Genomic DNA, 23994 nt, shown 5'->3' with positions numbered 1-23994 from the left:
GCCCACGAGGGAGCGTTTGCTCGGTATGGATTTGTACACGCCAATCCTGGTGCTTGGCGCTATTGCGGCCGCGTTCGCAGTCGGCTCGGTCGCCATTGCTCTGCTGGTCGGCCCGCGCCGCTACAACCGGGCCAAGCTCGAGGCCTATGAATGCGGGATCGAGCCCGTGCCGCACGGCGGCGCGTCCGGTCAGCCCAGTGGCCAGCGGTTTCCGATCAAGTACTACTTGACCGCGATGTTGTTCATCATCTTCGACATCGAGATCGTCTTCCTCTACCCGTGGGCCGTGGCATTCGACAACCTCGGGCTGTTCGCGCTGGTAGAGATGCTGCTGTTCATGGCGACGGTGTTCGTGGCCTACGCCTATGTCTGGCGGCGGGGAGGTCTGGCATGGGACTAGAGGAAAAGCTGCCCGGCGGAATCCTGCTGTCCACCGTCGAAAAGGTGGCCGGATACATCCGCAAGGGCTCACTGTGGCCAGCGACGTTCGGGCTGGCCTGCTGCGCGATCGAGATGATGGCGACGGCGGGTCCGCGATTCGACATCTCGCGGTTCGGCATGGAGCGGTTCTCGGCCACTCCGCGCCAGGCCGACCTGATGATCGTGGCGGGCCGGGTCAGCCAGAAGATGGCGCCGGTGCTGCGGCAGATCTACGACCAGATGGCCGAGCCGAAATGGGTGTTGGCCATGGGGGTGTGCGCCTCCTCGGGCGGCATGTTCAACAACTACGCGATCGTCCAGGGTGTCGATCACGTCGTGCCGGTGGACATCTACCTGCCGGGCTGCCCCCCGCGACCGGAGATGCTGTTGCACGCGATCCTCAAGCTGCACGACAAGATTCAGGAAATGCCGCTCGGCGTACACCGCGAAGAGGCCATCCGCGAGGCGGAGAAGGCGGCGCTGGCCGTGACGCCGACCATCGAGCTCAAGGGTCTGTTGCGGTGAGCGAGGCCAACGGGACCAACGGTCACGGCGGTCCCGAGATCATCGGTGTGCGCCGCGGCATGTTCGGGGCACGAGGCTCGGGTGATACCTCGGGTTACGGCCGACTCGTGCGTCCGGTGGCGCTGCCCGGCAGCTCCCCGCGCCCGTACGGCGGATACTTCGACGAGGTCGTCGACCGGCTCGCGGAGGTGCTCGGTGAGGACGGTTACGCCGCCTCGATCGAACGCGTCGTGGTCTACCGCGACGAGCTCACCCTCGAGATCCAGCGCGACCAGCTGCCTGCGGTTGCTCAGGCCCTGCGCGACGACGCGGAGTTGCGCTTCGAGTTGTGCCTGGGAGTGAGCGGCGTGCATTACCCCGACGACGTCGGGCGGGAACTGCATGCGGTGTATCCGCTGATGTCGATCACGCACAATCGGCGGATCCGCATGGAGGTCACCGCGCCGGACGCCGATCCGCACATCCCGTCGCTGTTCGGGGTGTATCCCACCACCGACTGGCACGAACGCGAGACCTACGACTTCTTCGGCATCATCTTCGACGGTCACCCGTCGCTGACCCGGATCGAGATGCCCGACGACTGGGTTGGGCATCCGCAACGCAAGGACTACCCGTTGGGCGGCATCCCGGTGGAGTACCACGGCGCCGAGATTCCTCCGCCCGATCAACGGAGGGCCTACAACTGATGAGCATCTCCCACGTTCCGCCCACGCAGGGCGGCGCATCGTCGCCGGACGCCTCGGACAACAACGAGACGGTTGTCGTTGTCGGCGGCCAGGATTGGGACCAGGTGGTGCAGGCCGCCAAGGAAGCGGCCGCGGCACACGCCGGTGAGCGAATCGTCGTCAACATGGGACCGCAGCACCCCTCCACCCACGGCGTGCTGCGGCTCATCCTCGAGATCGAGGGCGAGACCGTGATCTCGGCCCGCTGCGGAATCGGCTACCTGCACACCGGAATCGAGAAGAACCTCGAATTCCGCAACTGGACCCAGGGCGTCACGTTCGTCACGCGGATGGACTATCTGTCGCCGTTCTTCAACGAGACCGCCTACTGCCTGGGCGTCGAGAAGCTGCTGGGCGTCACCGACGCGATCCCCGAGCGCGCCAGCGTCATTCGCGTAATGATGATGGAGCTCAACCGGATCTCCTCGCACCTGGTGGCGTTGGCGACCGGCGGAATGGAACTGGGCGCGATGAGCGCCATGTTCTACGGATTCCGTGAGCGCGAACAGATCCTGTCGGTGTTCGAGACCGTGTCCGGCCTGCGGATGAACAGTGCCTACGTCCGCCCGGGCGGGGTGGCGATGGACCTGCCCGATGAGGCCATTCCGCAGATCCGCGAACTGCTCGAGCTGATGCCCAAGCGGCTCAAGGACCTCGAGGACCTGCTGAACGAGAACTACATCTGGAAGGCCCGCACGGTCGGCGTCGGCTACCTCGATCTGACCGGGTGCATGGCGCTCGGGATCACCGGGCCGTGCCTGCGCTCCACCGGGCTTCCGCACGACCTGCGCAAGGCCCAACCCTATTGCGGCTACGAGACATACGACTTCGACGTGATCACCGATCAGGGTTGCGACTCCTACGGCCGGTACCTGATCCGGGTCAAGGAGATGCACGAGTCGCTGAAGATCGTCGAGCAGTGTGTGGAGAGGCTAGGCCGCCTCACCTCGGAACCCGTGATGATTCAGGACAAGAAACTGGGATGGCCGGCCGATCTGAAAGTCGGTCCCGACGGGCTCGGTAACTCACCCGAGCACATCGCCAAGATCATGGGCCATTCGATGGAGGGACTGATCCACCACTTCAAACTCGTCACCGAGGGGATCCGGGTGCCTGCCGGTCAGGTCTACGTCGCAATCGAGTCTCCCCGAGGCGAACTGGGCGTGCACATGGTCTCCGACGGCGGCACCCGCCCCTACCGCGTGCACTACCGCGATCCCTCGTTCAACAACCTGCAGGCCGTCGCCGCGATGTGTGAAGGCGGCATGGTCGCCGACCTGATCACCGCCGTGGCGTCGATCGACCCGGTCATGGGAGGCGTGGACAGGTGAGCGTATTCCTGGAGCTCGGTCAGCGACCCGAGGAACCCGGCCCGCCGATCAACGGGCCGGTGTCCTATCCGGACGACGTCGCGGCGCGACTGGCCGCCGACGCCGAGCGAATCATCGCGCGCTACCCGCAATCGCGTTCGGCGCTGTTGCCGCTGCTGCACCTCGTGCAGTCCGAGGACGGCTGCATCACCCCGGCCGGTGTCGCGTTCTGCGCCAAGCAGTTGGGGCTCACCGACGCCGAAGTCACCGCCGTGGCGACGTTCTACTCGATGTACCGGCGCACGCCGACCGGTGAGTACCTCGTCGGGGTGTGCACGAACACGCTGTGCGCGGTGATGGGTGGCGACGCGATTCTCGACGCGCTGCAGGAGCATCTCGGCGTGCACGCCGGCGAGACGACGCCGGACGGGCGCATCACGCTGGAACACGTCGAGTGTAACGCGGCGTGCGACTACGCGCCGGTGGTGATGGTCAACTGGGAGTTCTTCGACAACCAGACGACGTCGTCGGCGCGCGATCTGGTCGACGCGCTGCGCGGCGGCAATCCGCCCGAACCGACGCGGGGCACGCCGTTGTGCACCTTCCGGGAGACGGCGCGCACGCTGGCCGGCCTGCCCGATCCGCGGTCGGGTGGCAGCAGGATCGGCGACGCGACGCTCGCGGGTCTGCGGGTGGCGCGCGAACGCGGCATGCAGGCACCCGACGCCGATGCCCCCGCCGCTTCCACTGAGACGCCCGACGACGAGAAGGCGGGTGCCGAAGCCACCTCGAACGCACCCGCACCCGGCCCGTCGGCGACCATCCCGCCCAAGCCGAACAACATCGAAACAAGCCCGGACGCAACGGATTCACGCGCATGACAGCTCTGACACCCGTGCTCAGCCGGTTCTGGGACGAGCCAGAACCGTGGTCGCTGGACACGTATCGCCGCCACGGCGGTTACCGCGCCCTGGAGAAGGCCCTCGCGATGGGTCCCGACGACGTCATCGGGCTGGTGAAGGACTCCGGCCTGCGTGGTCGTGGCGGCGCCGGCTTCCCCACCGGCACGAAGTGGTCGTTCATCCCCCAGGACGACACCGGCGCGGGCGCCAAGCCCCACTACCTGGTGATCAACGCCGACGAGTCGGAACCCGGTACGTGCAAAGACATTCCGTTGATGTTGACCACCCCGCACTTCCTCGTCGAGGGTGCGATCATCGCGGCCTACGCGATCCGGGCGCATCATGCGTTCATCTACCTGCGCGGTGAGGTGGTGCCCGTGCTGCGGAGGTTGCACGCCGCGGTGGCCGAGGCGTACGAGGCGGGTTTCCTCGGAAACGACATCCTGGGGTCGGGCTTCGACCTGGAGTTGATCGTCCACGCGGGCGCGGGCGCCTACATCTGCGGGGAGGAGACCGCGCTGCTGGACTCTCTGGAGGGCCGCCGCGGACAACCGAGGCTGCGGCCGCCGTTCCCTGCCGTGGCCGGTTTGTACGCCTGCCCGACCGTGGTCAACAACGTCGAGTCGATCGCCAGCGTGCCGCCCATCCTGCTCAACGGCATCGACTGGTTCCGCTCGATGGGATCGGAGAAGTCGCCGGGCTTCACGCTGTACTCGCTGTCGGGTCACGTCGCCAATCCCGGCCAGTACGAGGCGCCGCTCGGGATCACGCTGCGCGAACTGTTGGAGTACGCGGGCGGTGTCCGTGCCGGACATCAGCTGAAGTTCTGGACGCCCGGCGGGTCGTCCACTCCCCTGCTGACCGACGAACACCTCGACGTGCCACTGGATTACGAGGGCATGGCCGGCGTCGGCACGATGCTCGGGACGAAGGCGCTGCAGATCTTCGACGAGACCACCTGCGTGGTGCGTGCGGTGCGCCGCTGGACGCAGTTCTACGCGCACGAATCCTGCGGCAAGTGCACGCCCTGTCGTGAAGGCACCTACTGGTTGGCCCAGATCTACGAACGCCTCGAAACGGGCGCCGGCACCGAGGCCGACATCGACAAGCTGCTCGACATCTCCGACAACATCTTCGGAAAGTCGTTCTGCGCGTTGGGTGACGGCGCGGCGGCACCGATCATGTCGTCGATCAAGTTCTTCCGCGACGAGTACATCGCCCACCTCGACGGCGGCTGCCCGTTCGATCCGCATGCGTCCACGCTGATGGCGACGGAAGGGGTCGGGGTCTGATGGGGTGGCGTGCCATGAGTCGCCGAACGTGCGCTCAGCGCGACATTTCGGCCGATTTCTCGATCTGGTCGCACGCTCGGCGAGCTAGGGGGGTGATTCGATGACGCAGACCGCTGACACCGGTGCGGCGGCCACGGAAGTCGAGATGGTGAACCTGTCCATCGACGGCGTGGACGTCAGTGTTCCCAAGGGCACGTTGGTGATTCGGGCCGCCGAACTGATCGGCGTCCAGATCCCGCGATTCTGTGATCACCCGCTGCTCGATCCGGTGGGCGCGTGCCGGCAGTGCCTGGTCGAGGTGGAGGGCCAGCGCAAGCCGATGGCGTCCTGCACCACGACGTGCACACCCGACATGGTGGTGCGCACGCAGTTCACCTCGCCTGCGGCGGACAAGGCGCAGCAGGGCGTGATGGAACTGCTGCTGATCAACCACCCGCTGGACTGCCCGGTGTGTGACAAGGGCGGCGAATGCCCACTGCAGAACCAGGCGATGTCCAACGGCCGCGCCGAAACTCGGTTCGAAGACGTCAAGCGCACGTTCCCGAAACCGATCAACATCTCCTCGCAGGTGCTGTTGGACCGCGAGCGGTGCGTTCTGTGCGCCCGCTGCACCCGCTTCTCCGAACAGATCGCCGGCGACCCGTTCATCGAGCTGCTGGAACGCGGTGCGCTACAACAGGTCGGCATCGCGCCGGGCGAGCCGTTCCAGTCGTACTTCTCCGGCAACACCGTGCAGATCTGCCCGGTCGGCGCGCTCACCGGTGCGGCCTACCGGTTCCGGGCCAGGCCCTTCGATCTGGTGTCGAGCCCCAGCGTGTGCGAGCACTGCGCGTCCGGGTGTGCGCAGCGCACCGACCACCGCCGCGGGAAGGTGCTGCGCCGCTTGGCCGGTGACGAACCGCAGGTCAACGAGGAGTGGAACTGCGACAAGGGCCGGTGGGCGTTCACGTACACCACCCAGGGTGACCGCATCACCACACCGCTGATCCGCGACGAGGACGGCAAGCTGCGGCCGGCGTCGTGGTCCGAGGCGCTGGTGGTGGCCGGCAACGGGCTGGCCGCGGCGAGCGGCAGCGCGGGTGTGCTGGTCGGCGGTCGGATGACCCTCGAAGACGCCTACGCCTACTCGAAATTCGCCCGAATCGTGCTAAACACCAACGACATCGACTTCCGGGCCCGCGCGCACAGCGGCGAGGAGGCCGACTTCCTCGCCGCCCACGTCGCGGGTCAGCCGATGACGGTGACCTACACCGACCTCGAGAACGCGCCCGCGGTTCTGCTGGCCGGATTCGAGCCCGAAGAGGAATCGCCGATCGTGTTCCTGCGGCTGCGCAAGGCCGTCCGCAAGAAGGCGCTGCAGGTGATCTCCGTCGCGCCCTTCGCCACCCGCAGCCTGACCAAGCTGCGCGGCCGACTGGTCACGACGGCCCCGGGAGACGAGGCCGCCGCACTCGACGAGCTGGCAAGCGACCCGCAGTTGCGGCTGCCCGGCGCGATCATCATGGTCGGCGAGCGACTGGCCACCTCGCCCGGAGCCCTCTCTGCGGCAGGCAGATTGGCCGAAGCGACCGGCGCCCGGCTGGCGTGGGTGCCCAGACGGGCCGGTGAGCGCGGCGCGGTGGAAGCCGGTGCGCTGCCCACCCTGTTGCCCGGTGGCCGGCCGATCAGCGACGGCACGGCCCTCGAGCAGACCGCGGTGGCGTGGCACGTCGACGCGCTGCCCAGCGCGCCGGGCCGCGACACCACCGCGATCCTGGAGGCCGCGCGCAGCGGCGAACTCGGCGCACTGCTCGTCGGTGGAGTGGAGATCGCCGACCTACCGGATCCCGAGGCGGCGCTGGCCGCGATCGAGTCCGCGCCCTTCGTCGTCAGCCTCGAGCTGCGAGAGAGCGCGGTCACCGCGGCCGCCGACGTCGTCTTCCCCATCGCGCCGGTGGTGGAGAAGGCCGGTTCATACCTCAACTGGGAGGGCCGACTTCGCCCGTTCCAGCCGTCGCTGAAGACCAACGCCATCCCGGATCTACGGGTGCTGAACTTCCTGGCCGACGAGATCGGGGTGGCGTTGAACCTGCCCACCGCGTCGGCGGCCGGCGACGAGATCTCCCGCCTGGGCATGTGGGCGGGACGGCGACCCGACGCACCGAACGTCCCGCCGTCGAAGCGCACGCCTCCGGTCGAGGGACAGGCTGTGCTCGCGGGGTGGCGGATGCTGCTCGACGAGGGCCGCTTGCAGGACGGTGAACCGCATCTGGCGGGCACCGCACGCACGCCGGTGGCCCGGCTCTCCGCCGCCACGGCCGCCGAAATCGGCGCCGACGACGGCGATCTGATCACCGCGCGGACGCCACGCGGAACGATCACCCTGCCGCTGGCCATCACCGACATGGGCGATCGTGTGCTGTGGCTGCCCCTGAACTCACCGGGTTCGGCGGTGCACCGCAGCCTCGGCGTCTCGCCGGGGGATGTCGTGTCGATCGGGCGGGCCGAGCCGTGATCCATCCCGATCCCACGTTGTTCGGCCACGACCCGTGGTGGCTGATCCTCGGCAAGTCGGTGGCCATCTTCGCGTTTCTGATGCTGTCGGTGCTCTCGGCGATCCTGATCGAGCGCAAACTCCTGGGACGCATGCAGATGCGGTTCGGCCCCAACCGCGTCGGCCCCAAGGGACTTCTGCAGTCTCTCGTCGACGGCGTCAAACTCGCCCTCAAGGAGGGCCTGGTCCCCGCGGGGGTGGACAAGTTCGTCTACCTCGCCGCGCCGGTGATCTCGGCGGTACCCGCTTTCATCGCGTTCGCCGTCATCCCGATGGGCGGTGAGGTCTCGATCTTCGGTCACCGCACCGCATTACAGCTGACCGACATGCCCGTCGCCGTTCTCTACATCCTGGCGGCGACGTCGATCGGCGTGTACGGGATCGTGTTGGCCGGGTGGGCGTCGGGTTCGACGTATCCGCTGCTCGGCGGGATCCGGTCGAGCGCACAGGTCATCTCCTACGAGATCGCGATGGCGCTGTCCTTCGTGGCGGTGTTCATCTATGCGGGTTCGATGTCGACCTCCGGCATCGTCGCCGCCCAGGACGGCACGTGGTTCATCTTCCTGCTGCTGCCGTCGTTCCTGGTCTATGTCACCTCGATGGTCGGCGAAACCAACCGTGCGCCATTCGATCTGCCCGAGGCCGAGGGCGAACTGGTCGGCGGGTTCCACACCGAGTATTCGTCGATCAAGTTCGCGATGTTCATGCTCGCCGAGTACGTCAACATGACGACCGTGTCGGCGCTGGCGACGACGATGTTCCTCGGCGGCTGGCACGCCCCGTGGCCCATCAACATGTGGGACGGCGCCAACACCGGTTGGTGGCCCCTGCTGTGGTTCGTCGCCAAGGTGTGGGCGTTCATGTTCCTGTTCTTCTGGCTGCGCGCCACGCTGCCCCGCATGCGCTACGACCAGTTCATGGGGCTGGGCTGGAAGGTGCTGATCCCGTTCTCGTTGGCGTGGATCATGATCGTCGCCACCGCGCGGGCGCTGCGCAACGAGGGCTTCAGCCAGGTCACCACCACGCTCGCCTCTCTCGGCACCATCGTGGCGCTGCTGATCGTCGTCGGTCTGTGGCGGTCGGCGCGCCGCCGCAATGTCCGCGAGATCCCGCAGCAGAAGCTGGATCCGGAGATCTTCCCCGTCCCGCCCCTGCCGGGCAGCACAACGCCCGTCTCGGGACCGACCGCAACCAAGGAGCGAGCCGATGCCTAAGTTCCTCGACGCGATAAAGGGTTTCGGAGTCACCTTCGGGACCATGTTCAAGAAGCCGATCACCGAGGAGTATCCGGAGAAGCCCGGGCCCGTCGCCAAGCGCTACCACGGGCGCCACCAACTGAACCGGTATCCCGACGGTTTGGAGAAGTGCATCGGGTGCGAACTGTGCGCCTGGGCGTGCCCCGCCGACGCCATCTACGTCGAGGGCGCCGACAACACCGAAGACGAACGGTACTCCCCCGGTGAGCGCTACGGCCGCGTCTACCAGATCAACTACCTTCGCTGCATCGGGTGCGGTCTGTGCATCGAGGCGTGTCCCACACGGGCGTTGACCATGACCAACGAATACGAGATGGCCGACGACAACCGCGCCGATCTCATCTGGGGCAAGGACAAGCTGCTGGCGCCGTTGCGCTCCGGCATGCTGCCGCCGCCACATCCGATGGCGCCCGGCACCACCGACGACGACTACTACCTGGGCAACATCGGGCCCGTCGACCAGGAGCCCCAGAAGGTCACCGGGGACGTGCGGTGAGGCTGGACCTGCTCGCGGCGGTGGCCGCGGACACCCCCGGGCACACCACGACCACCGAAGCCGTGCTGTTCTGGGTGCTGGGCACCGTCGCGGTGCTCGGCGCGCTCGGGGTGATCTCCGCGCCGAAAGCCGTGTACTCGGCGATGTTTCTGGCCACGACGATGATCGTGCTGGCGGTGTTCTACATCGCCCAGGGTGCGCTGTTCCTCGGTGTCGTGCAGGTGGTGGTCTACACCGGCGCCGTCATGATGCTGTTCTTGTTCGTGCTGATGCTGATCGGTGTCGACTCCTCGGACTCGCTCGTGGAAACGATTCGCGGGCAACGGGTCGCGGCCATCGTCATCGGTGTCGGCTTCGGGATCCTGCTCATCGCGGGCATCGGCAACGTGTCGGCCGGCGGGTTCACCGGGCTGGCACAGGCCAATGCCGGCGGCAACGTCGAAGGGTTGGCGGCGCTGATCTTCGTGCGCTACCTGTGGGCGTTCGAGTTGACCAGCGCGCTGCTGATCACCGCCGCGCTCGGCGCGATGGTGCTGGCGCATCGGGAACGCTTCGAGCGCCGCAAGACCCAACGCGAACTCGCCGAAGAACGGTTCAAGCCGGGCGGCTACCCGACGACGCTGCCGAATCCGGGTGTGTTCGCGCGCAACAACGCCGTCGACATCGCCGCCCGGTTGCCCGACGGTTCGGGGTCGGACCTGTCGGTCAGCCCCATCCTGCAGAAGCGGACGGTCACCGTCACGAACGGCAGAGGAGGCGGGGAGTGAATCCCGACAACTATCTCTATCTGTCGGCGCTGTTGTTCACGATCGGCGCGTCCGGAGTGCTGTTGCGCCGCAACGCCATCGTGATGTTCATGTGCGTCGAGCTGATGCTGAACGCGGCGAACCTCGCGTTCGTCTCGTTCTCCCGCATGCACGGACACCTCAACGGCCAAGTGGTCGCGTTCTTCACCATGGTGGTCGCCGCGTGCGAGGTGGTGGTCGGCCTCGCGATCATCATGAGCATCTTCCGTGCCCGCCAGTCGGCCTCGGTCGACGACGCCAGCCTGCTGAAGAACTAGAGGCGCGATGACGATTCCAGTTTGGCTGACCATCGCGCTGCCGTTGGCCGGCGCGGCGATCCTGCTCCTCGGCGGACGTCGGACCGACGCCTGGGGCCACCTGCTGGGCTGTGCCGCCGCCATCGGCTCGTTCGTGGTGGGCGCGCTGCTCTTCGTCGACATGCTGGGCAGAGACTCCGAACACCGCGCCGTTCACGAGGCGCTGTTCTCCTGGGTCCCGGTCGGCGGGCTGCAGGTCGACTTCGGGATGCAACTCGACCAGCTGTCGATGTGCTTCGTGCTGCTGATCACCGGGGTCGGCTCGCTGATCCACATCTACTCGATCGGCTACATGGCCGAAGACCCCGGGCGGCGACGGTTTTTCGCGTACCTGAACCTGTTCCTGTCGGCGATGTTGCTCCTCGTGCTCGCCGACAACTATCTCGGCCTCTACGTCGGCTGGGAGGGCGTCGGCCTGGCCTCGTACCTGTTGATCGGTTTCTGGGCGCACAAACCGTCGGCGGCGACCGCGGCCAAGAAGGCGTTCGTCGTCAACCGCGTCGGCGACATGGGCCTGGCCATCGCGCTGATGGTGATGTTCGCCTATATCGGAAACATCTCCTATGCGGGCGTTTTCGCCGCCGCCCCGACCGCGAGTGAGGGCGTGCTGACCGCGATCGGATTGCTGCTGCTGCTCGCCGCGTGCGGTAAGTCCGCGCAGGTGCCGCTGCAGTCCTGGCTGGGCGACGCCATGGAGGGCCCGACGCCGGTGTCCGCGCTGATTCACGCCGCCACCATGGTCACCGCGGGTGTGTACCTCATCGTGCGGTCCGGCCCGGTGTTCGACCTCGCACCCAACGCGCAGCTCGGCGTCGTCATCGTCGGCGCGGTCACGCTGCTGTTCGGTGCGATCATCGGCTGCGCGAAGGACGACATCAAGAAAGCGCTTGCGGCGTCGACGATGTCGCAGATCGGCTACATGGTGCTGGCCGCCGGGCTCGGACCGGTCGGCTATGCGTTCGCGATCATGCACCTGCTCACACACGGCTTCTTCAAGGCCGGGTTGTTCCTGGGCGCCGGTTCGGTGATGCACGCGATGGACGACGAAGTGAACATGCGCCGCTACGGTGGCCTGCGCAAGGCGCTGCCGATCACGTTCGCCACCTTCGGTCTGGGCTACCTCGCGATCATCGGGGTGCCGCCGCTGGCCGGCTTCTTCTCCAAGGACGGGATCATCGAAGCGGCGCTCGGCGCAGGCGGCGCCAAGGGAATCATCCTGGGCGGCGCGGCGATCCTCGGCGCCGGCATCACGGCGTTCTACATGACCCGGGTGATGCTGATGACGTTCTTCGGCGAGAAGCGCTGGGCGCCAGATGCGCACCCGCACGAGGCGCCCGCGGTGATGACCTGGCCGATGATCCTGTTGGCCATCGGCTCCGTCGGGTCGGGTGCGGCGTTCGCGATCGGCGGCACGCTCGAACACTGGCTCGAGCCGGTGGTCGGCGCGCATGAGGTGCACCACGTCGCACCGGTCTGGGTGGTGACGACGGTGATCCTGGCCGTGGTGGCGGTGGGCATCCTCATCGCCTACCGGATGTACGCCACCAAGCCGGTGCCCGACGAGGTCCCGGCCGGATCGGCGCTCACCGTAGCCGCGCGCCGGGATCTGTACGGCGACGCGTTCAACGAGGCGGCGCTCATGCGGCCCGGCCAACTGCTGACCCGCGGGCTCGTCGAGATCGACGACGAAGCGGTCGACGGCGCGGCCAGCGGCCTCGCCGGGCTGGTGGCCCGGTTGTCTTCGGGCCTGCGGCGCGTGCAGACGGGTTACGCACGCTCGTATGCCCTTTCGATGCTTTCCGGTGCGGTTCTGGTGGTCGCGGCGATCCTGGCGGTGCAACTCTGGTGAACAACTTCCCCTGGCTCACGGTGCTCTGGGCGACGCCGACCGTCGGCGCCGCGCTGGTGATCCTCCTGCCCGCCGGCCAGCGGGTGCTGGCCAAGTGGTTCGCGTTGGCGATCTCGATCGCCGTGCTGGCGATCACCGCCGTCCTGGCGCTCGACTTCCAACCGGGCGGCGAGCAGTACCAGTTCGTCGAAAACCACCGGTGGATCCCGTCGTTCGGCACCGGCTACATCCTCGGCGTCGACGGAATCGCGCTCGCGATCGTCGTGCTCACCGCCGTGTTGGTGCCGCTGCTGATCATCGCCGGCTGGAACGACGCCGACGCCCAAACCGGACTGCGCGGGCGGTCGGTGCAGACCTACCTGGCGTTGACGCTGGCCGTCGAGGGCATGGTCCTGATGTCGCTGGTGTCGCTGGACATCCTGCTGTTCTACGTGTTCTTCGAGGCGATGCTGATCCCGATGTACTTCCTCATCGGCGGCTTCGGCGGCGAGAACCGCGGCAAGGCCGCGGTGAAGTTCCTGCTGTACAACCTGTTCGGTGGCCTGATCATGCTGGCCGCGGTGATCGGGCTGTACGTCGTGACGGCCTCGAGCGACGCGTTCGGCGCGGGGACGTTCGACTTCCGCGAGATCGTGGCCGCGGTGTCGAGCGGCGCGTTCGCCGTCAACCCTGCCGTGATGAACCTGCTGTTCCTCGGGTTCATGTTCGCCTTCGCGGTCAAAGCACCGCTGTGGCCCTTCCACCGGTGGCTGCCCGACGCCGCCGTCGAGGCCACCCCGGCCAGCGCGGTGCTGATGATGGCCGTCATGGACAAGGTCGGGACATTCGGGATGCTGCGCTACTGCCTGCAGTTGTTCCCCGATGCGTCAATGTATTTCCAGCCGCTGGTGGTCACCCTCGCGGTGATCGGCATCGTTTACGGTGCGATCCTCGCGATCGGTCAGACCGACGTGATGCGCTTGATCGCCTACACGTCGATCTCCCACTTCGGGTTCATCATCCTGGGCATCTTCGTGATGACCAGCCAGGGCCAGTCCGGGTCGACGCTGTACATGATCAACCACGGCCTGTCGACGGCCGCGCTGTTCCTGATCGCCGGATTCCTGGTGTCGCGCAGGGGCACCCGCGTGATCCGCGCATTCGGCGGCGTGCAGAAGGTGGCGCCGGTGATGGCGGGTACCTTCCTGGTGGCAGGCCTGGCGACGTTGTCGCTACCGGGCCTGGCGCCGTTCATCAGCGAATTCCTGGTGCTCATCGGCACATTCACGCGGTACCCCGTGCTGGCGGTGTTCGCGTCCACGGCGCTCGTGCTCTCGGCGATCTACATCCTCTGGATGTACCAGCGGATGATGACCGGAGCCGTCACCGAGGGCAACGAGCGGGTGCGCGACCTGGTGCCGCGCGAACTCGTCGTTGTCGCCCCGTTGATCGCGCTGCTGCTCGTGCTGGGGGTGTATCCGAAACCCGCGCTGGATGTCATCAATCCCGCGGTCGACCACACCCTGACCACGATCGATCAACCTGATCCCGCACCGAGACTCGCGGAAGGGCCGAGACCATGACCCTCACCCCGCCCACCGTCGAATACGGACTGATCTGCCCGTTACTGATCATCTTCGGGGTCGCCATCGCCGGGGTGCTCGTCGAGGCGTTCCTCCCGCGACAGCATCGGTATGCCAGCCAGCTGGTGCTCTGCTTCGGCGGGTTGGCGGCCGCCCTGGTGTCCGTGGTGGTGCTCGCGCGGAGTCTGCATGGCGCCGTTGGCCGCTCGGCGGTCATGGGGGCCGTCGTCATCGACACACCGGCGTTGTTCTTGCAGGGCACGATCCTGCTCGTCGGCGTCCTCGGCGTCCTGCTGATAGCCGAGCGGCAAGTCGGCGCGGAGGTCGGTGCCGGGGTGCGCCGCGGACTCGACGGGTTCACCCCGCAGGCATCGGCCACACCCGGAAGCGTCGCCGAACAACTGGCCACCAAGTCCGGAGTGATCCAGACCGAGGTCTTCCCGCTGACGATGTTCGCCGTCGGCGGAATGCTGCTGTTCCCCGCGTCTGACGACCTGCTGACCATGTTCATCGCGCTGGAAGTCCTGTCGCTGCCGCTGTATCTGCTGTGCGGGCTGGCGCGCAGGCGTCGTCTGCTGTCCCAAGAGGCGGCGCTGAAATACTTCCTGCTGGGCGCCTTTTCGTCGGCGTTCTTCCTCTACGGCGTGGCGATGCTGTACGGATACGCCGGGACGCTGGATCTGGTCGGTATCTCCGAAGCCGTCGCCGCCGGATCGGGTAAGACGTCGCTGGCGCTGATCGGCACCGCCCTGTTGCTCGTCGGTGTGCTGTTCAAGATCGGCGCAGTGCCGTTCCACTCGTGGATACCCGACGTGTATCAGGGTGCACCGACGTCAATCACGGCGTTCATGGCGGCGGCGACGAAGATCGCCGCATTCGGCGCGATGCTGCGGGTGTTCTACGTCGCGGTGCCGGGTCTGCACGAGGACTGGCGCCCGGTGCTGTGGGCGATCGCCATCCTGACGATGGTGGTCGGCACCGTCACCGCGGTGACTCAGGTGGACGTCAAGCGGATGTTGGCGTATTCCGCGGTGGCCCATACCGGTTTCATCCTCACCGGCCTGATCGCGGCCAACGAGGCGGGACTCTCGTCGACGCTGTTCTATCTGTTCGCCTACGGCTTCAGCACGGTCGGCGCCTTCGCGGTCGTCGGCCTGGTGCGCGACCGCAACGGCGAGGAAGATACCGCGATGGCGCGGTGGGCGGGACTGGGACGCCGCTATCCCATTGTGGGGATCGTGTTTTCGCTCTTCTTGCTCGCGTTCGCCGGTATCCCCCTGACCAGTGGCTTCGTCAGCAAGTTCGCGGTGTTCAAGGCCGCGGGTGAAGGCGGTGCGATCCCGTTGGTGATCGTCGGCGTGATCGCGAGCGCGATCGCCGCGTACTTCTACGTCCGCGTGATCGTTTTGATGTTCTTCACCGATCCGCCCGAGGACGCACCGACCGTGGTGGTGCCGAGCGCGCTCAGCACGACGGTGGTGACGGTGACCGCGGCGGTGACGTTCGCGTTGGGCGCGCTACCGCAACCGCTTCTGGATCTGGCCGACAGCGCCAACCAGTTCCTGCGTTAGGCCCGAGGCAGCAGACCGACCTGACGGTAGGCGGCCTCGAGATAGCGACGCATCTGCCGCTCTGTCGGCGGGTTCGGTTGCAGCAGTCGGTAGGTCACCGCGCCGGCCAACATGTCGACGAGAACCTCCAGGTCGGCGTCGCCGTCGACCGAACCGTCCCGCTGCGCCCGCTCGAGCAAGGCGACGGCGAGGTCGCGACGGGGCCGGATGTATCGGTCCCAGTACGTCTGCATCAGCCTCGGATGCGTGACGGCAGACCCGTAGATCTGCGCGATCAACGCACGGAAACGAGGATCGGTCGCGGCGCGAGCGGCGCCGGCGATGTTGCGCCGCACCAGATCCTGAGGAGCGCTGACGGCGATCTGCTCGTGTGTCGGCCACTGGATGTCGGTGCTGACGTGCGACTCGATGGCGTCGGCGACGAGTTGCTCCTTCGTCGACCACCGGCGGTAGACGGTCGGCTTGCCCACGCCGGCGCGTTTGGCCACCTGCTCGATGCTCACACCCGCGATGCCGCGTTCGATGAACATGTCGAGCGCCGCGCGCATGATCGCGTTGTCCAGCTCCTTGCTACGCGGCCGGCCCCTGGCCGGTGCCGTCATCGCGCACATCCCGTCGTCAGTGCACGGGTCAGCCAGCGGCGCAACGTTTCCGGTCGACGCCCGCGCCAGGCGAGGTGGCCGTCCGGGCGGACCAGCATCGCATCGCCGCCCCCGCGGCGATCGAGGACCGTGATCCGGTCCGGTCCGAGGCGCTCGGTCGCGATGTTTCTCAGATCCTCGTCGGCCCCCACGAACCCCCAGCGCCCGCCCAGTTCTCCCCCGGCGGCGAGGTCGGGCACCCGATCGCCCGGGCGCACTCCGGATACCCGCAGCGAGCGATCCGCCAAGGGACCACGACGGTAGGACACCCACAACTGCGATGTCCGGTAGGTCACCCAGCGTTGCACAGCGGACAGGCTCATCATCGGTACGACCAGACGATCGCGAACGAATCGGCCGATCCTGCTCTGCGCCACATTGACTCTGGCAGCACCTCGGTGGCGAGCGGACGTCGTTCGGACTCATACGTGTCCAGCAGCCGTTCGTCGGCGATGCCCGCCGTCACAAGCGCGAGCTTCCAGGCCAGGTTCTCGGCGTCTCCCAGGCCCGTCAGCATGCCCTGCCCGCCGAACGGCGCATGCGTGTGCGCCGCGTCGCCTGCGATCAGCACCCGTCCGCGCCGGTACGTCGTCGCCAGACGGCGGTGCACACTGAACATCGACAGCCAGTCGGCCCGCTCGATGGGAGCAACGCGGCCCGTGCGCTCCGGAATGATCCGCTTCAAGCGCGTGAGAATCTCGTCCTGCGAGGGCTTTTCGGGACCTGACCGCGGGTCGTACGCGATGATGCGCCACGCTCCGCCGGGCATCGGCATCGCCCCGAGCATGCCGTCGGGATGTATCCAGCCGGTCGTGCCCGATCGGTCGAGATCCCATCCGATGCGAAGGTCGGCGAGCAGGAAGCGTTCGGTCAGGCGCACCCCGGGAAAGTCGATGCCCGCCGCGCGGCGGGTGGCGCTACCGGCGCCATCGCAGCCGATCACCCAGTCGGCGGTGATGTCGTCACCGTCGGCGGTGACGGCCGTGACCTGGCCACTACCTTGGCGGAGCCCGACCAACTCTGTGCCCCAGTTGATTTCACCGCCCAGTTCGTTGAGTCGGTCGCGTAGTGTGGACTCGACCTCCGCCTGGGAGATCACCATCGGCGGCGCAGCGGTGTGCATCCCGGGGTCGCCGAAGCGGATTCGCATGATCGGCTCGTCACCGAGGTAGGTCAGGATACTCATGGCCCGCACCGATCGCTCGGGAAGGTCGCCGAGCGCACCGAGACGGTCGAGCACCTCAGAACCGCGTGCGTGCAGGAAGTTGGCACGCGAGGTGGTGGCGGGCGCGGCCGCTCCGTCGATGACGCGGACCCGGGCCCCCTGCATCAGCAGGGAACATGCGGCTGCGAGGCCCGTCGGCCCAGCGCCCACGACGAGAACGTCAGAAGCCATCATCCTTCTTTCGTTACGGTGCCGTTTCGTAATCAATCTAGGCGATGGACCGACCACAGGCTAGATTCGATTTCCATGACCGACTCGCTCGTGCTCGTCGACGACCGTGGCCCGGTACGGGTGCTGACCCTGAACCGCCCGGAGGCCCGAAACGCGCTGAGCCGCGGACTGATCAAGGCCACGTACACCGCGCTCACCGAGGCCGACGCAGATGAGTCCGTCAACGCCGTCGTCCTCACCGGCGCCGACCCGGCGTTCTGCGCGGGTGTCGACCTCAAGGAGGCCCAACGTGATGGGCTCGGCTATTTCGAGGAGTTCCGGTCGCAGAGTTGTATCACCGCGACGGGCAATATGCGCACGCCGATCGTCGCCGCCATAAACGGCGCGACCTTCACCGGTGGCCTGGAGATGGCGCTCGGCTGCGATTTCCTGATCGCCTCGGAGCGGGCCGTCTTCGCCGACACGCACGCCCGGGTCGGCATTCTGCCCGGTGGCGGCATGACCGCGCGGCTCCCGCAGGTGGTCGGGCTGGCCATGGCCCGCCGGCTCTCGATGACCGGCGAGGTGGTCGACGCGGCCCGCGCCGAACGCATCGGACTGGTCACCGAGGTCGTCGCCCATGACCGGTTGCTCGACCGGGCCGTCGAGCTGGCCACGCAGATCGCCGAGGTGCCGTCGTCCGTCATGCGCAGCTTGAAGGAGATCTACATGACCGGCGCCGTCGCGGTGATCGGCCCCGCGCTGGCCGCCGAGGAGAAGATCGCGTACGCCCAGCACCGCGATTTCGACGGGCTCGGCGACCGGTTCCGCGCGATCTCGGAGCGCAACAAGAGCCAGATCGAGACCTGAGTTTCCGCGAGCGTGCGTGTCTGTAGACGGCACGCGGGTGATCCACAGCATTTCGCGCACGCTCGCGGGCGCCGAGCGTGCGCGAGGTGTTGCTTCGGCGCGGCGTGTCGTGTGCAAACACGCACGCTCGCGCAAGAAGGGGTTAACAGAGTTACGCGACGACGCCGTGGACCACGATCGCGGTGGTCTGCTCGACCCAGTCGTCGCCGAGCGGCTCGCCCGGTCGCAGCAGCATCCGCAGCAGGGTCGCGCCGCCGATCACCTCGACCAGCCGGTCCGGGTCGACGTCGGAATAGACCTCGCCGCGCTGAACCGCGTCGGCCAGCCGATTGCGGACGGCCGCGAACACCCCGGTGAAACGGTCCATCACGCGCACATTGAGCTCGGCGTCGGCGACCATATCGGCGATCAGGCCGGGCAGCGCCGCGCGCACCACCGGGGTCGAGAACACGTCGCGAGTGGCGGCCAGCATGGCGCGGATGTCGGCGGCGATATCCCCCGGCGGCGTGGCGATCGCAGTCGGCGCGGCGGGGAACGCCGCCTCGTGCACGAGCTCGGCCTTACTGGACCACCGGCGGTACAGCGCGGTCTTGGTGGTGCCCGCCCGCTCGGCCACCGCGGCGATCGTCAGATTCGAATAACCGATCTCCGCAAGCAGATCCGCGGTGGCGCGCAATATGGCAGCGTCAATGCGTGGGTCACGGGGTCGCCCGGCGCCCGGGGCCTTGTCAACCGATGACGCGTCTGGTTTCATAACGCTACCCACCGTATCGTAATTACCGTCGAAAGAAGAGCTTGTGGCCAATGAACCGGCTGTCGAAGATGTCAGCCGCCTAGAACACTCGAGTCGCGATCTCAGCTCCCTGCCCGGCGTGATGTCGCGGTGGTTGTCGACCGTCCTGCCCGGCGGGGCGGCCCCGGAGATCACCGTGGAAAGCGGTGTCGACGCCAACGGGATGTCGTCGGAGACCATCATCCTCACCGGGCGATGGACCGCCGACGGGCAGCCGCAGGAACAGAAGTGGGTGGCGCGGGTCGCGCCGACCACCGAGGACGTCCCGGTGTTCTCGTCGTACCGGATGGATCACCAATTCGACGTGATCCGGTTGGTGCAGGAGAAGACCGATGTTCCGGTGCCGCAGGTGCGGTGGCTGGAGAACAGCGGCGACGTGCTCGGGACGCCGTTCTTCCTGATGGACTACGTCGACGGCCGGGTGCCACCCGACGTCATGCCCTACACCTTCGGCGGCAACTGGTTCTCCGACTCCCCCGCCGAACAGCGGCGCGAGTTGCAGGACGCCACCGTCGGCGTGATCGCCAAGCTGCACTCGATCCCGGAGCCAGAGAAGGTGTTCGGCTTCCTCGACAACGGATCCGATCGCAATGCGCTGCGGCGCAACCTCAATTGGCTACAGGACTGGTATCGGTTCGCCGTCCCGGACATCGGTCGCTCGTCACTGGTGGAACGCGCGCTGGACTGGCTCGAGGCCAACTGGCCCGCCGATGCCGCGGCCAACGATCCGGTCCTGGTCTGGGGCGACTCCCGCGTGGGCAACGTGCTGTACTCCGGTTACCAGCCGGTCGCCGTCCTCGACTGGGAGATGGCGACCCTCGGACCGCGCGAGATGGATGCGGCGTGGATGATCTTCGCGCACAACGTGTTCCAGGAACTGGCGGGCCTGGCCGGGCTGCCGGGGCTGCCCGATTTCATGCGCGAGGAGGACGTCAAGCAGACCTACGCGGCGCTCACCGGCGTCGAACTCGGTGACCTGCACTGGTTCTACGTCTACTCCGGCGTGATCTGGGCGTGCGTGTTCATGCGCACCAGCGCGCGGCGGGTGCGCTTCGGTGAGATCGAACAGCCAGACGACGTCGAATCGCTGTTCTACCACGGCGCACTGCTGAAACGACTCATTGGAGATGACGCCTGATGCTCGGCCCCACCGACGAATTCCCGATCCACCAGATCCCGCAGCCGATCGCGTGGCCGGGGAGTTCCGACCGCAACTTCTACGACCGGTCCTACTTCAACGCCCATGACCGCAGCGGTGACATCTTCTTGATCACCGGCATCGGGTATTACCCGAACCTGGGCGTGAAGGACGCGTTCGTGCTGGTGCGCCGCGGCAGCACGCAGACTGCGGTGCATCTGTCCGACGGCATCGACTCCGACCGGCTCAACCAGCACGTGCTGGGCTACCGCGTCGAGGTCACCGAACCGCTGCACAAACTGCGCATCGTGCTCGAGGAGACCGAGGGCATCGCCGTCGACCTCACCTGGAACGGCCTCTTCGACGTCGTGCAGGAACAGCGCCACATTCTGCGCACGGGGACGCGAATCACGTTGGACGCGCAGCGTTTCGCGCAGGTCGGCACGTGGAGCGGCGTCATCGCGATCGACGGTGAGGAGATCACCGTGGACCCGTCGGTGTGGATCGGGAGCCGCGACCGGTCGTGGGGTATCCGCCCCATCGGGGAACCCGAACCCGCGGGCAGGCCCGCCCATCCGCCGTTCGAGGGAATGTGGTGGCTGTACGTGCCGATGGCGTTCGACGACTTCGCGATCGTGATGATCATTCAGGAGGATCCCAGCGGATTCCGCAGCCTCAACGACTGCACCCGGATCTGGCGCGACGGCCGCGTCGAACAGCTCGGCTGGCCGCGGGTGAAGATCCACTACACTTCCGGAACGCGAATCCCCTACGGCGCCACCATCGAAGCGACCACCCCCGACGGCTCTCCGGTGGTGTTCGAGGTCGAGTCCAAGTTGGGGGTTCCAATCCACATCGGCGGCGGATACGGCGGCGACTCGGACTGGCTGCACGGCGTCTGGAAGGGCGATAAGTTCAGCGAACGCCTCACCTACGACATGAGCGATCCGGCGGTCAACGGCCGCAGCATGTTCGGCGTGATCGACCACGTCGGCCGCGCCGAATGCACCGAGGGCGGCAAGACCAGCGAGGGCTGGGGCCTTTTCGAACACGGCGCGCTCGGCCGGCACGACCCCTCGGGGTTCAAGGACTGGCTGACCGTCGCCGACTGACGCGATTTCAGGCGACCGGCGTCACCGCAACCGGAGCCCGACCGAACACCATCGACTCCTCGATCCGGTCGAGGCGGCGATCGATCGCGTCGAGCACATAGTTGTGCCGGACGTTCCACGGCCGGTGCGTACCCGACTTCGGTAGCACGTGCGCGGCACGCTGCACGTAGCCGGCGTTGATGTTCCACGCCGGCTTCTCGGCCATCGGTTTGTCGCCCAGATGCGGGTAGGCGTGGGTGTATCCGTGAGAGTCCATGTAGGAGACCAGCTTTGCGAACGCGCGGGCGGTCAGATCGGCGCGCAACGTCCACGAGGCGTTGATGTAGCCCACGCACCAGGCCAGGTTCGGCACGTCCTCGAGCATGTGCTCCTTGTAGACGAAGCGGTCCTGCGGTTTGACCTCTTCACCGTCGATGCTGATGAGCACCCCGCCGAGCGCCTGGAGCTGAATCCCGGTCGCGGTGATGATGATGTCGGCGTCGATCCGCTGACCCGACCGCAACACGACGCCCGTCGAATCGATGTGGTCGATCTGGTCGGTCACCACATCGAGGCGCCCGGTGTTGATCGCATCGTAGAAGTCGTTGTCGAGCATAGCGCACAGCCGTTGATCCCACGGGTCGTACCGCGGCTTGAAATGCACGTCGACCGGATAATCCTTGGGCAGGTTGCGCTTTGCGTAGTTCCGGATGTAGCGCCTGCTGAGCTTCGGCGCTGCCTTGGCGAACGCGTAGATGAACACCGTGAAGATCGTGTTGTAGATGCGTGCGCCCCAGTAGCCCGCCCGGCCGGGCAGCACCTTGCGCAGCGCCTGCACAATAGGATTGACCCGCGGACCCGACAGCATGTAGGTCGGCGAGCGCTGCAGCATCGTCACGTGGCCGGCCGTCTCGGTCAGCGACGGGATCATGCTGACCGCCGTTGCGCCGCTGCCAATCACCAGCAGCCGCTTGCCCGCGTAGTCCAGCGATTCCGGCCAGTGCTGCGGGTGTACCACCTCACCGCTGAACTCCTCGAGACCCGGGAAGTCCGGTCGGTAGGGCTCGTCGTAGTTGTAGTAACCCGTGCCGAAGAACAGGAAGCGGCTGCGATACGTGACGGGCGTCCCGTCCTCTTCGGCGTGCACCGACCACGTATCGGTGGACGAATCCCAGTCCGCGGACAGCACATGGGTGTTGTACCGGATGTGTTCGTCGATGCCGTGCTTGCGCGCGGTCTGCACCAGGTAGTCGCGGATGTCGGGACCGTCGGCCACGTTCTCCGGTCGGGTCCACGGCTCGAACGGATAGCTCAACGTGAAGATGTCGCTGTCGGAGCGGATGCCCGGATAGCGGTGCAGATCCCACGTGCCGCCGATCCGCGCCCGCCGCTCGAGGACCTTGTAGGTCGCGCCCGGGTTCTTCTCCTGCAGGCGGTAGGCCGCGCCGATTCCCGATATGCCCGCCCCGATGATCAGCACGTCGGAATACTCATCGCGACTCATCCGCAACCTCCTTTGGTCCCGCTGAGTACCACCATAGGAGTCAAGCCGTCAGCGCGTCGACGATCTCGGACAACGCGTCGATCGCGATGGGGCCGGGCTGGTACAGGCAGACGCGGTCGGACACCCCGGCCACGCGGTCGCGGATGTGGGCGGCGATCTCGTCCGGCGTGCCACACGCGGCGATGGTGTGCAGCACCTCGTCGTCGATGAGCGTCGCCATCTCCTGCCACCGGCCCTGCTTGGACATCGCGTTCAGCTCCGGCTGCAGATCCCCCCACCCGTGCACGTCCAGCACCGGACGGTAGGCCGGGGTGGAGCCGTAGAACGCCAACAACCGGCGCGCCGCGTCGTGAGCCGCATCGTCATCACCCACCGACACGATGATCTCGGGCACGAGTGCGAATTCGTCGAAGGACCGGCCCGATTCCGACAGGCCGGCGTGCACCTGCGGCATCGTCACCTCGTGCAAGAACCGCTTCGAACCGAACGGCATGACCAGCAGGCCGTCCGCTACGGCAGCGGTCGCGTGGGTCAACCGCCGGCCGAGCGCGCCGAGGTAGATCGGCGGAGGGCCGTACGGATTGGGACCCGGGTTGAACGTCGGGGTCATCAGCGTGTGCCGGAAGTACTCGCCGCGAAAGTCGAGACGCTCGCCGGTCTCCCACGCGGCGAATACCGCCCGCAGCGCAGCGACCATCTCCTTCATCCGGGCGACGGGGCGGTCGAACGCCGCGCCGTAGCGCTTCTCGACCTGCGCGCGGACCTGCGTACCGAGGCCCAGAATGAAGCGTCCCTCGGCCAGCAGCTGATGGTCGTACGCCTGGTGGGCGAGCTGAATCGGGTTGCGCGGAAACGCAATGGCGACATTGGTCATCAGGTCCAGGCCGCCGACGGTCGAGGCCAGCGTCAGGGGTGCGAACACGTCGTGCGGTCCTTCGAACGTGAACACACCGCTGGCGCCCGCGTCACGCAGCAGTCGCGCGCGTTCGATCGCATCGGTTGGGCCGAACAACGCTGTCATGACCTTCACGCCGTGAGA

General features: G+C 67.0%; 23 protein-coding genes. 17 read left to right on the top strand and 6 right to left on the bottom strand.

Going from position 1 to position 23994, the window contains the following annotated elements; translation table 11 throughout:
• Window positions 1-25: 25 nt before the first annotated feature.
• The 14 genes from A5752_RS03165 (at window position 26) to nuoN (ending at window position 15543) form a co-directional block, all read left to right on the top strand.
• Entirely contained in the window at window positions 26-400 is a 375-nt protein-coding gene (locus tag A5752_RS03165; protein WP_067081950.1) for an NADH-quinone oxidoreductase subunit A, read from the top strand.
• Window positions 391-945, top strand: coding sequence for a NuoB/complex I 20 kDa subunit family protein (locus A5752_RS03160; protein ID WP_067081948.1), 555 nt, complete (start codon window positions 391-393; stop codon window positions 943-945). Before A5752_RS03165 ends, A5752_RS03160 begins: the two co-directional genes overlap by 10 nt.
• The gene (locus tag A5752_RS03155; protein WP_067081944.1) at window positions 942-1631 is read left to right on the top strand and encodes an NADH-quinone oxidoreductase subunit C; all 690 of its coding nucleotides are present in this window, start codon (window positions 942-944) and stop codon (window positions 1629-1631) included. The genes A5752_RS03160 and A5752_RS03155 overlap by 4 nt, the downstream gene beginning before the upstream one ends.
• Window positions 1631-3001 carry an NADH dehydrogenase (quinone) subunit D gene (gene nuoD, locus A5752_RS03150; RefSeq protein WP_067081943.1) on the top strand — a complete coding sequence of 457 codons (1371 nt, stop codon included), beginning with the start codon at window positions 1631-1633 and terminating at the stop codon, window positions 2999-3001. The genes A5752_RS03155 and nuoD overlap by 1 nt, the downstream gene beginning before the upstream one ends.
• Window positions 2998-3861, top strand: coding sequence for an NADH-quinone oxidoreductase subunit NuoE (gene nuoE, locus A5752_RS03145; protein ID WP_067081940.1), 864 nt, complete (start codon window positions 2998-3000; stop codon window positions 3859-3861). Before nuoD ends, nuoE begins: the two co-directional genes overlap by 4 nt.
• Window positions 3858-5174: an NADH-quinone oxidoreductase subunit NuoF gene (nuoF, locus tag A5752_RS03140; protein ID WP_067081937.1), complete on the top strand. Its 1317-nt coding sequence runs from the start codon at window positions 3858-3860 to the stop codon at window positions 5172-5174. Before nuoE ends, nuoF begins: the two co-directional genes overlap by 4 nt.
• A gap of 100 nt (window positions 5175-5274) precedes the next feature.
• Entirely contained in the window at window positions 5275-7668 is a 2394-nt protein-coding gene (locus tag A5752_RS03135; RefSeq protein ID WP_067081935.1) for an NADH-quinone oxidoreductase subunit G, read from the top strand.
• Window positions 7665-8921, top strand: coding sequence for an NADH-quinone oxidoreductase subunit NuoH (gene nuoH / locus A5752_RS03130; RefSeq protein ID WP_067081932.1), 1257 nt, complete (start codon window positions 7665-7667; stop codon window positions 8919-8921). The genes A5752_RS03135 and nuoH overlap by 4 nt, the downstream gene beginning before the upstream one ends.
• Entirely contained in the window at window positions 8914-9459 is a 546-nt protein-coding gene (gene nuoI / locus A5752_RS03125) for an NADH-quinone oxidoreductase subunit NuoI (protein WP_067081929.1), read from the top strand. The genes nuoH and nuoI overlap by 8 nt, the downstream gene beginning before the upstream one ends.
• 8 nt (window positions 9460-9467) lie before the next feature.
• Entirely contained in the window at window positions 9468-10226 is a 759-nt protein-coding gene (locus tag A5752_RS03120) for an NADH-quinone oxidoreductase subunit J (protein WP_502686640.1), read from the top strand.
• Complete coding sequence (nuoK, locus tag A5752_RS03115; protein WP_067081923.1) at window positions 10223-10522, top strand: NADH-quinone oxidoreductase subunit NuoK; 300 nt, start codon at window positions 10223-10225, stop codon at window positions 10520-10522. Before A5752_RS03120 ends, nuoK begins: the two co-directional genes overlap by 4 nt.
• Window positions 10523-10529: 7 nt before the next feature.
• On the top strand, window positions 10530-12410 hold the full coding sequence (gene nuoL / locus A5752_RS03110; protein WP_067081920.1) for an NADH-quinone oxidoreductase subunit L: 1881 nt from the start codon (window positions 10530-10532) through the stop codon (window positions 12408-12410).
• Complete coding sequence (locus A5752_RS03105; RefSeq protein ID WP_067081918.1) at window positions 12404-13972, top strand: NADH-quinone oxidoreductase subunit M; 1569 nt, start codon at window positions 12404-12406, stop codon at window positions 13970-13972. Before nuoL ends, A5752_RS03105 begins: the two co-directional genes overlap by 7 nt.
• Complete coding sequence (gene nuoN / locus A5752_RS03100; RefSeq protein WP_067081915.1) at window positions 13969-15543, top strand: NADH-quinone oxidoreductase subunit NuoN; 1575 nt, start codon at window positions 13969-13971, stop codon at window positions 15541-15543. Before A5752_RS03105 ends, nuoN begins: the two co-directional genes overlap by 4 nt.
• On the opposite strand, the gene A5752_RS03095 is transcribed toward nuoN, so the two are convergent.
• The 3 genes from A5752_RS03095 to A5752_RS03090 are packed head-to-tail and all read right to left on the bottom strand — an operon-like array spanning window position 15540 to window position 17580.
• Entirely contained in the window at window positions 15540-16145 is a 606-nt protein-coding gene (locus A5752_RS03095; RefSeq protein ID WP_067081912.1) for a TetR/AcrR family transcriptional regulator, read from the bottom strand. The genes nuoN and A5752_RS03095 overlap by 4 nt on opposite strands.
• Entirely contained in the window at window positions 16142-16507 is a 366-nt protein-coding gene (locus A5752_RS28255; protein ID WP_502686623.1) for an aromatic-ring hydroxylase C-terminal domain-containing protein, read from the bottom strand. The genes A5752_RS03095 and A5752_RS28255 overlap by 4 nt, the downstream gene beginning before the upstream one ends.
• The gene (locus A5752_RS03090) at window positions 16507-17580 is read right to left on the bottom strand and encodes an FAD-dependent oxidoreductase (RefSeq protein WP_502686621.1); all 1074 of its coding nucleotides are present in this window, start codon (window positions 17578-17580) and stop codon (window positions 16507-16509) included. Before A5752_RS03090 ends, A5752_RS28255 begins: the two co-directional genes overlap by 1 nt.
• A 75-nt stretch (window positions 17581-17655) precedes the next feature.
• Here A5752_RS03090 and A5752_RS03085 point away from each other — a divergent pair, with 75 nt between their 5' ends.
• Window positions 17656-18429: an enoyl-CoA hydratase gene (locus A5752_RS03085; RefSeq protein WP_067081909.1), complete on the top strand. Its 774-nt coding sequence runs from the start codon at window positions 17656-17658 to the stop codon at window positions 18427-18429.
• Window positions 18430-18580: 151 nt separating this feature from the next.
• Here A5752_RS03085 and A5752_RS03080 read toward each other — a convergent pair whose 3' ends face one another.
• Window positions 18581-19183 carry a TetR/AcrR family transcriptional regulator gene (locus A5752_RS03080; protein WP_067081906.1) on the bottom strand — a complete coding sequence of 201 codons (603 nt, stop codon included), beginning with the start codon at window positions 19181-19183 and terminating at the stop codon, window positions 18581-18583.
• Window positions 19184-19226: 43 nt separating this feature from the next.
• On the opposite strand from A5752_RS03080, the gene A5752_RS03075 reads away from it, so the two are divergent.
• Complete coding sequence (locus tag A5752_RS03075; protein ID WP_067081903.1) at window positions 19227-20360, top strand: phosphotransferase family protein; 1134 nt, start codon at window positions 19227-19229, stop codon at window positions 20358-20360.
• Entirely contained in the window at window positions 20360-21472 is a 1113-nt protein-coding gene (locus A5752_RS03070) for an Rv3169 family protein (RefSeq protein ID WP_067081900.1), read from the top strand. Before A5752_RS03075 ends, A5752_RS03070 begins: the two co-directional genes overlap by 1 nt.
• Window positions 21473-21479: 7 nt before the next feature.
• Here the strand turns inward: A5752_RS03070 and A5752_RS03065 are convergent, their stop codons facing one another.
• Both A5752_RS03065 and A5752_RS03060 read right to left on the bottom strand, forming a co-directional pair.
• Window positions 21480-22955 (bottom strand): flavin-containing monooxygenase, encoded by a 1476-nt coding sequence (locus A5752_RS03065; protein ID WP_067081897.1) that lies wholly within the window; start codon window positions 22953-22955, stop codon window positions 21480-21482.
• Window positions 22956-22995: 40 nt separating this feature from the next.
• Window positions 22996-23985, bottom strand: coding sequence for a TIGR03617 family F420-dependent LLM class oxidoreductase (locus A5752_RS03060; protein ID WP_067081894.1), 990 nt, complete (start codon window positions 23983-23985; stop codon window positions 22996-22998).
• Between the last annotated feature and the right edge of the window lie 9 nt (window positions 23986-23994).

The organism is Mycobacterium sp. 852002-51961_SCH5331710 (assembly GCF_001665535.1).
Taxonomy (GTDB): domain Bacteria; phylum Actinomycetota; class Actinomycetes; order Mycobacteriales; family Mycobacteriaceae; genus Mycobacterium.
The sequence above is the reverse complement of the archived record's forward strand: the minus strand, read 5'-3'. Positions and strand labels throughout refer to the sequence as shown.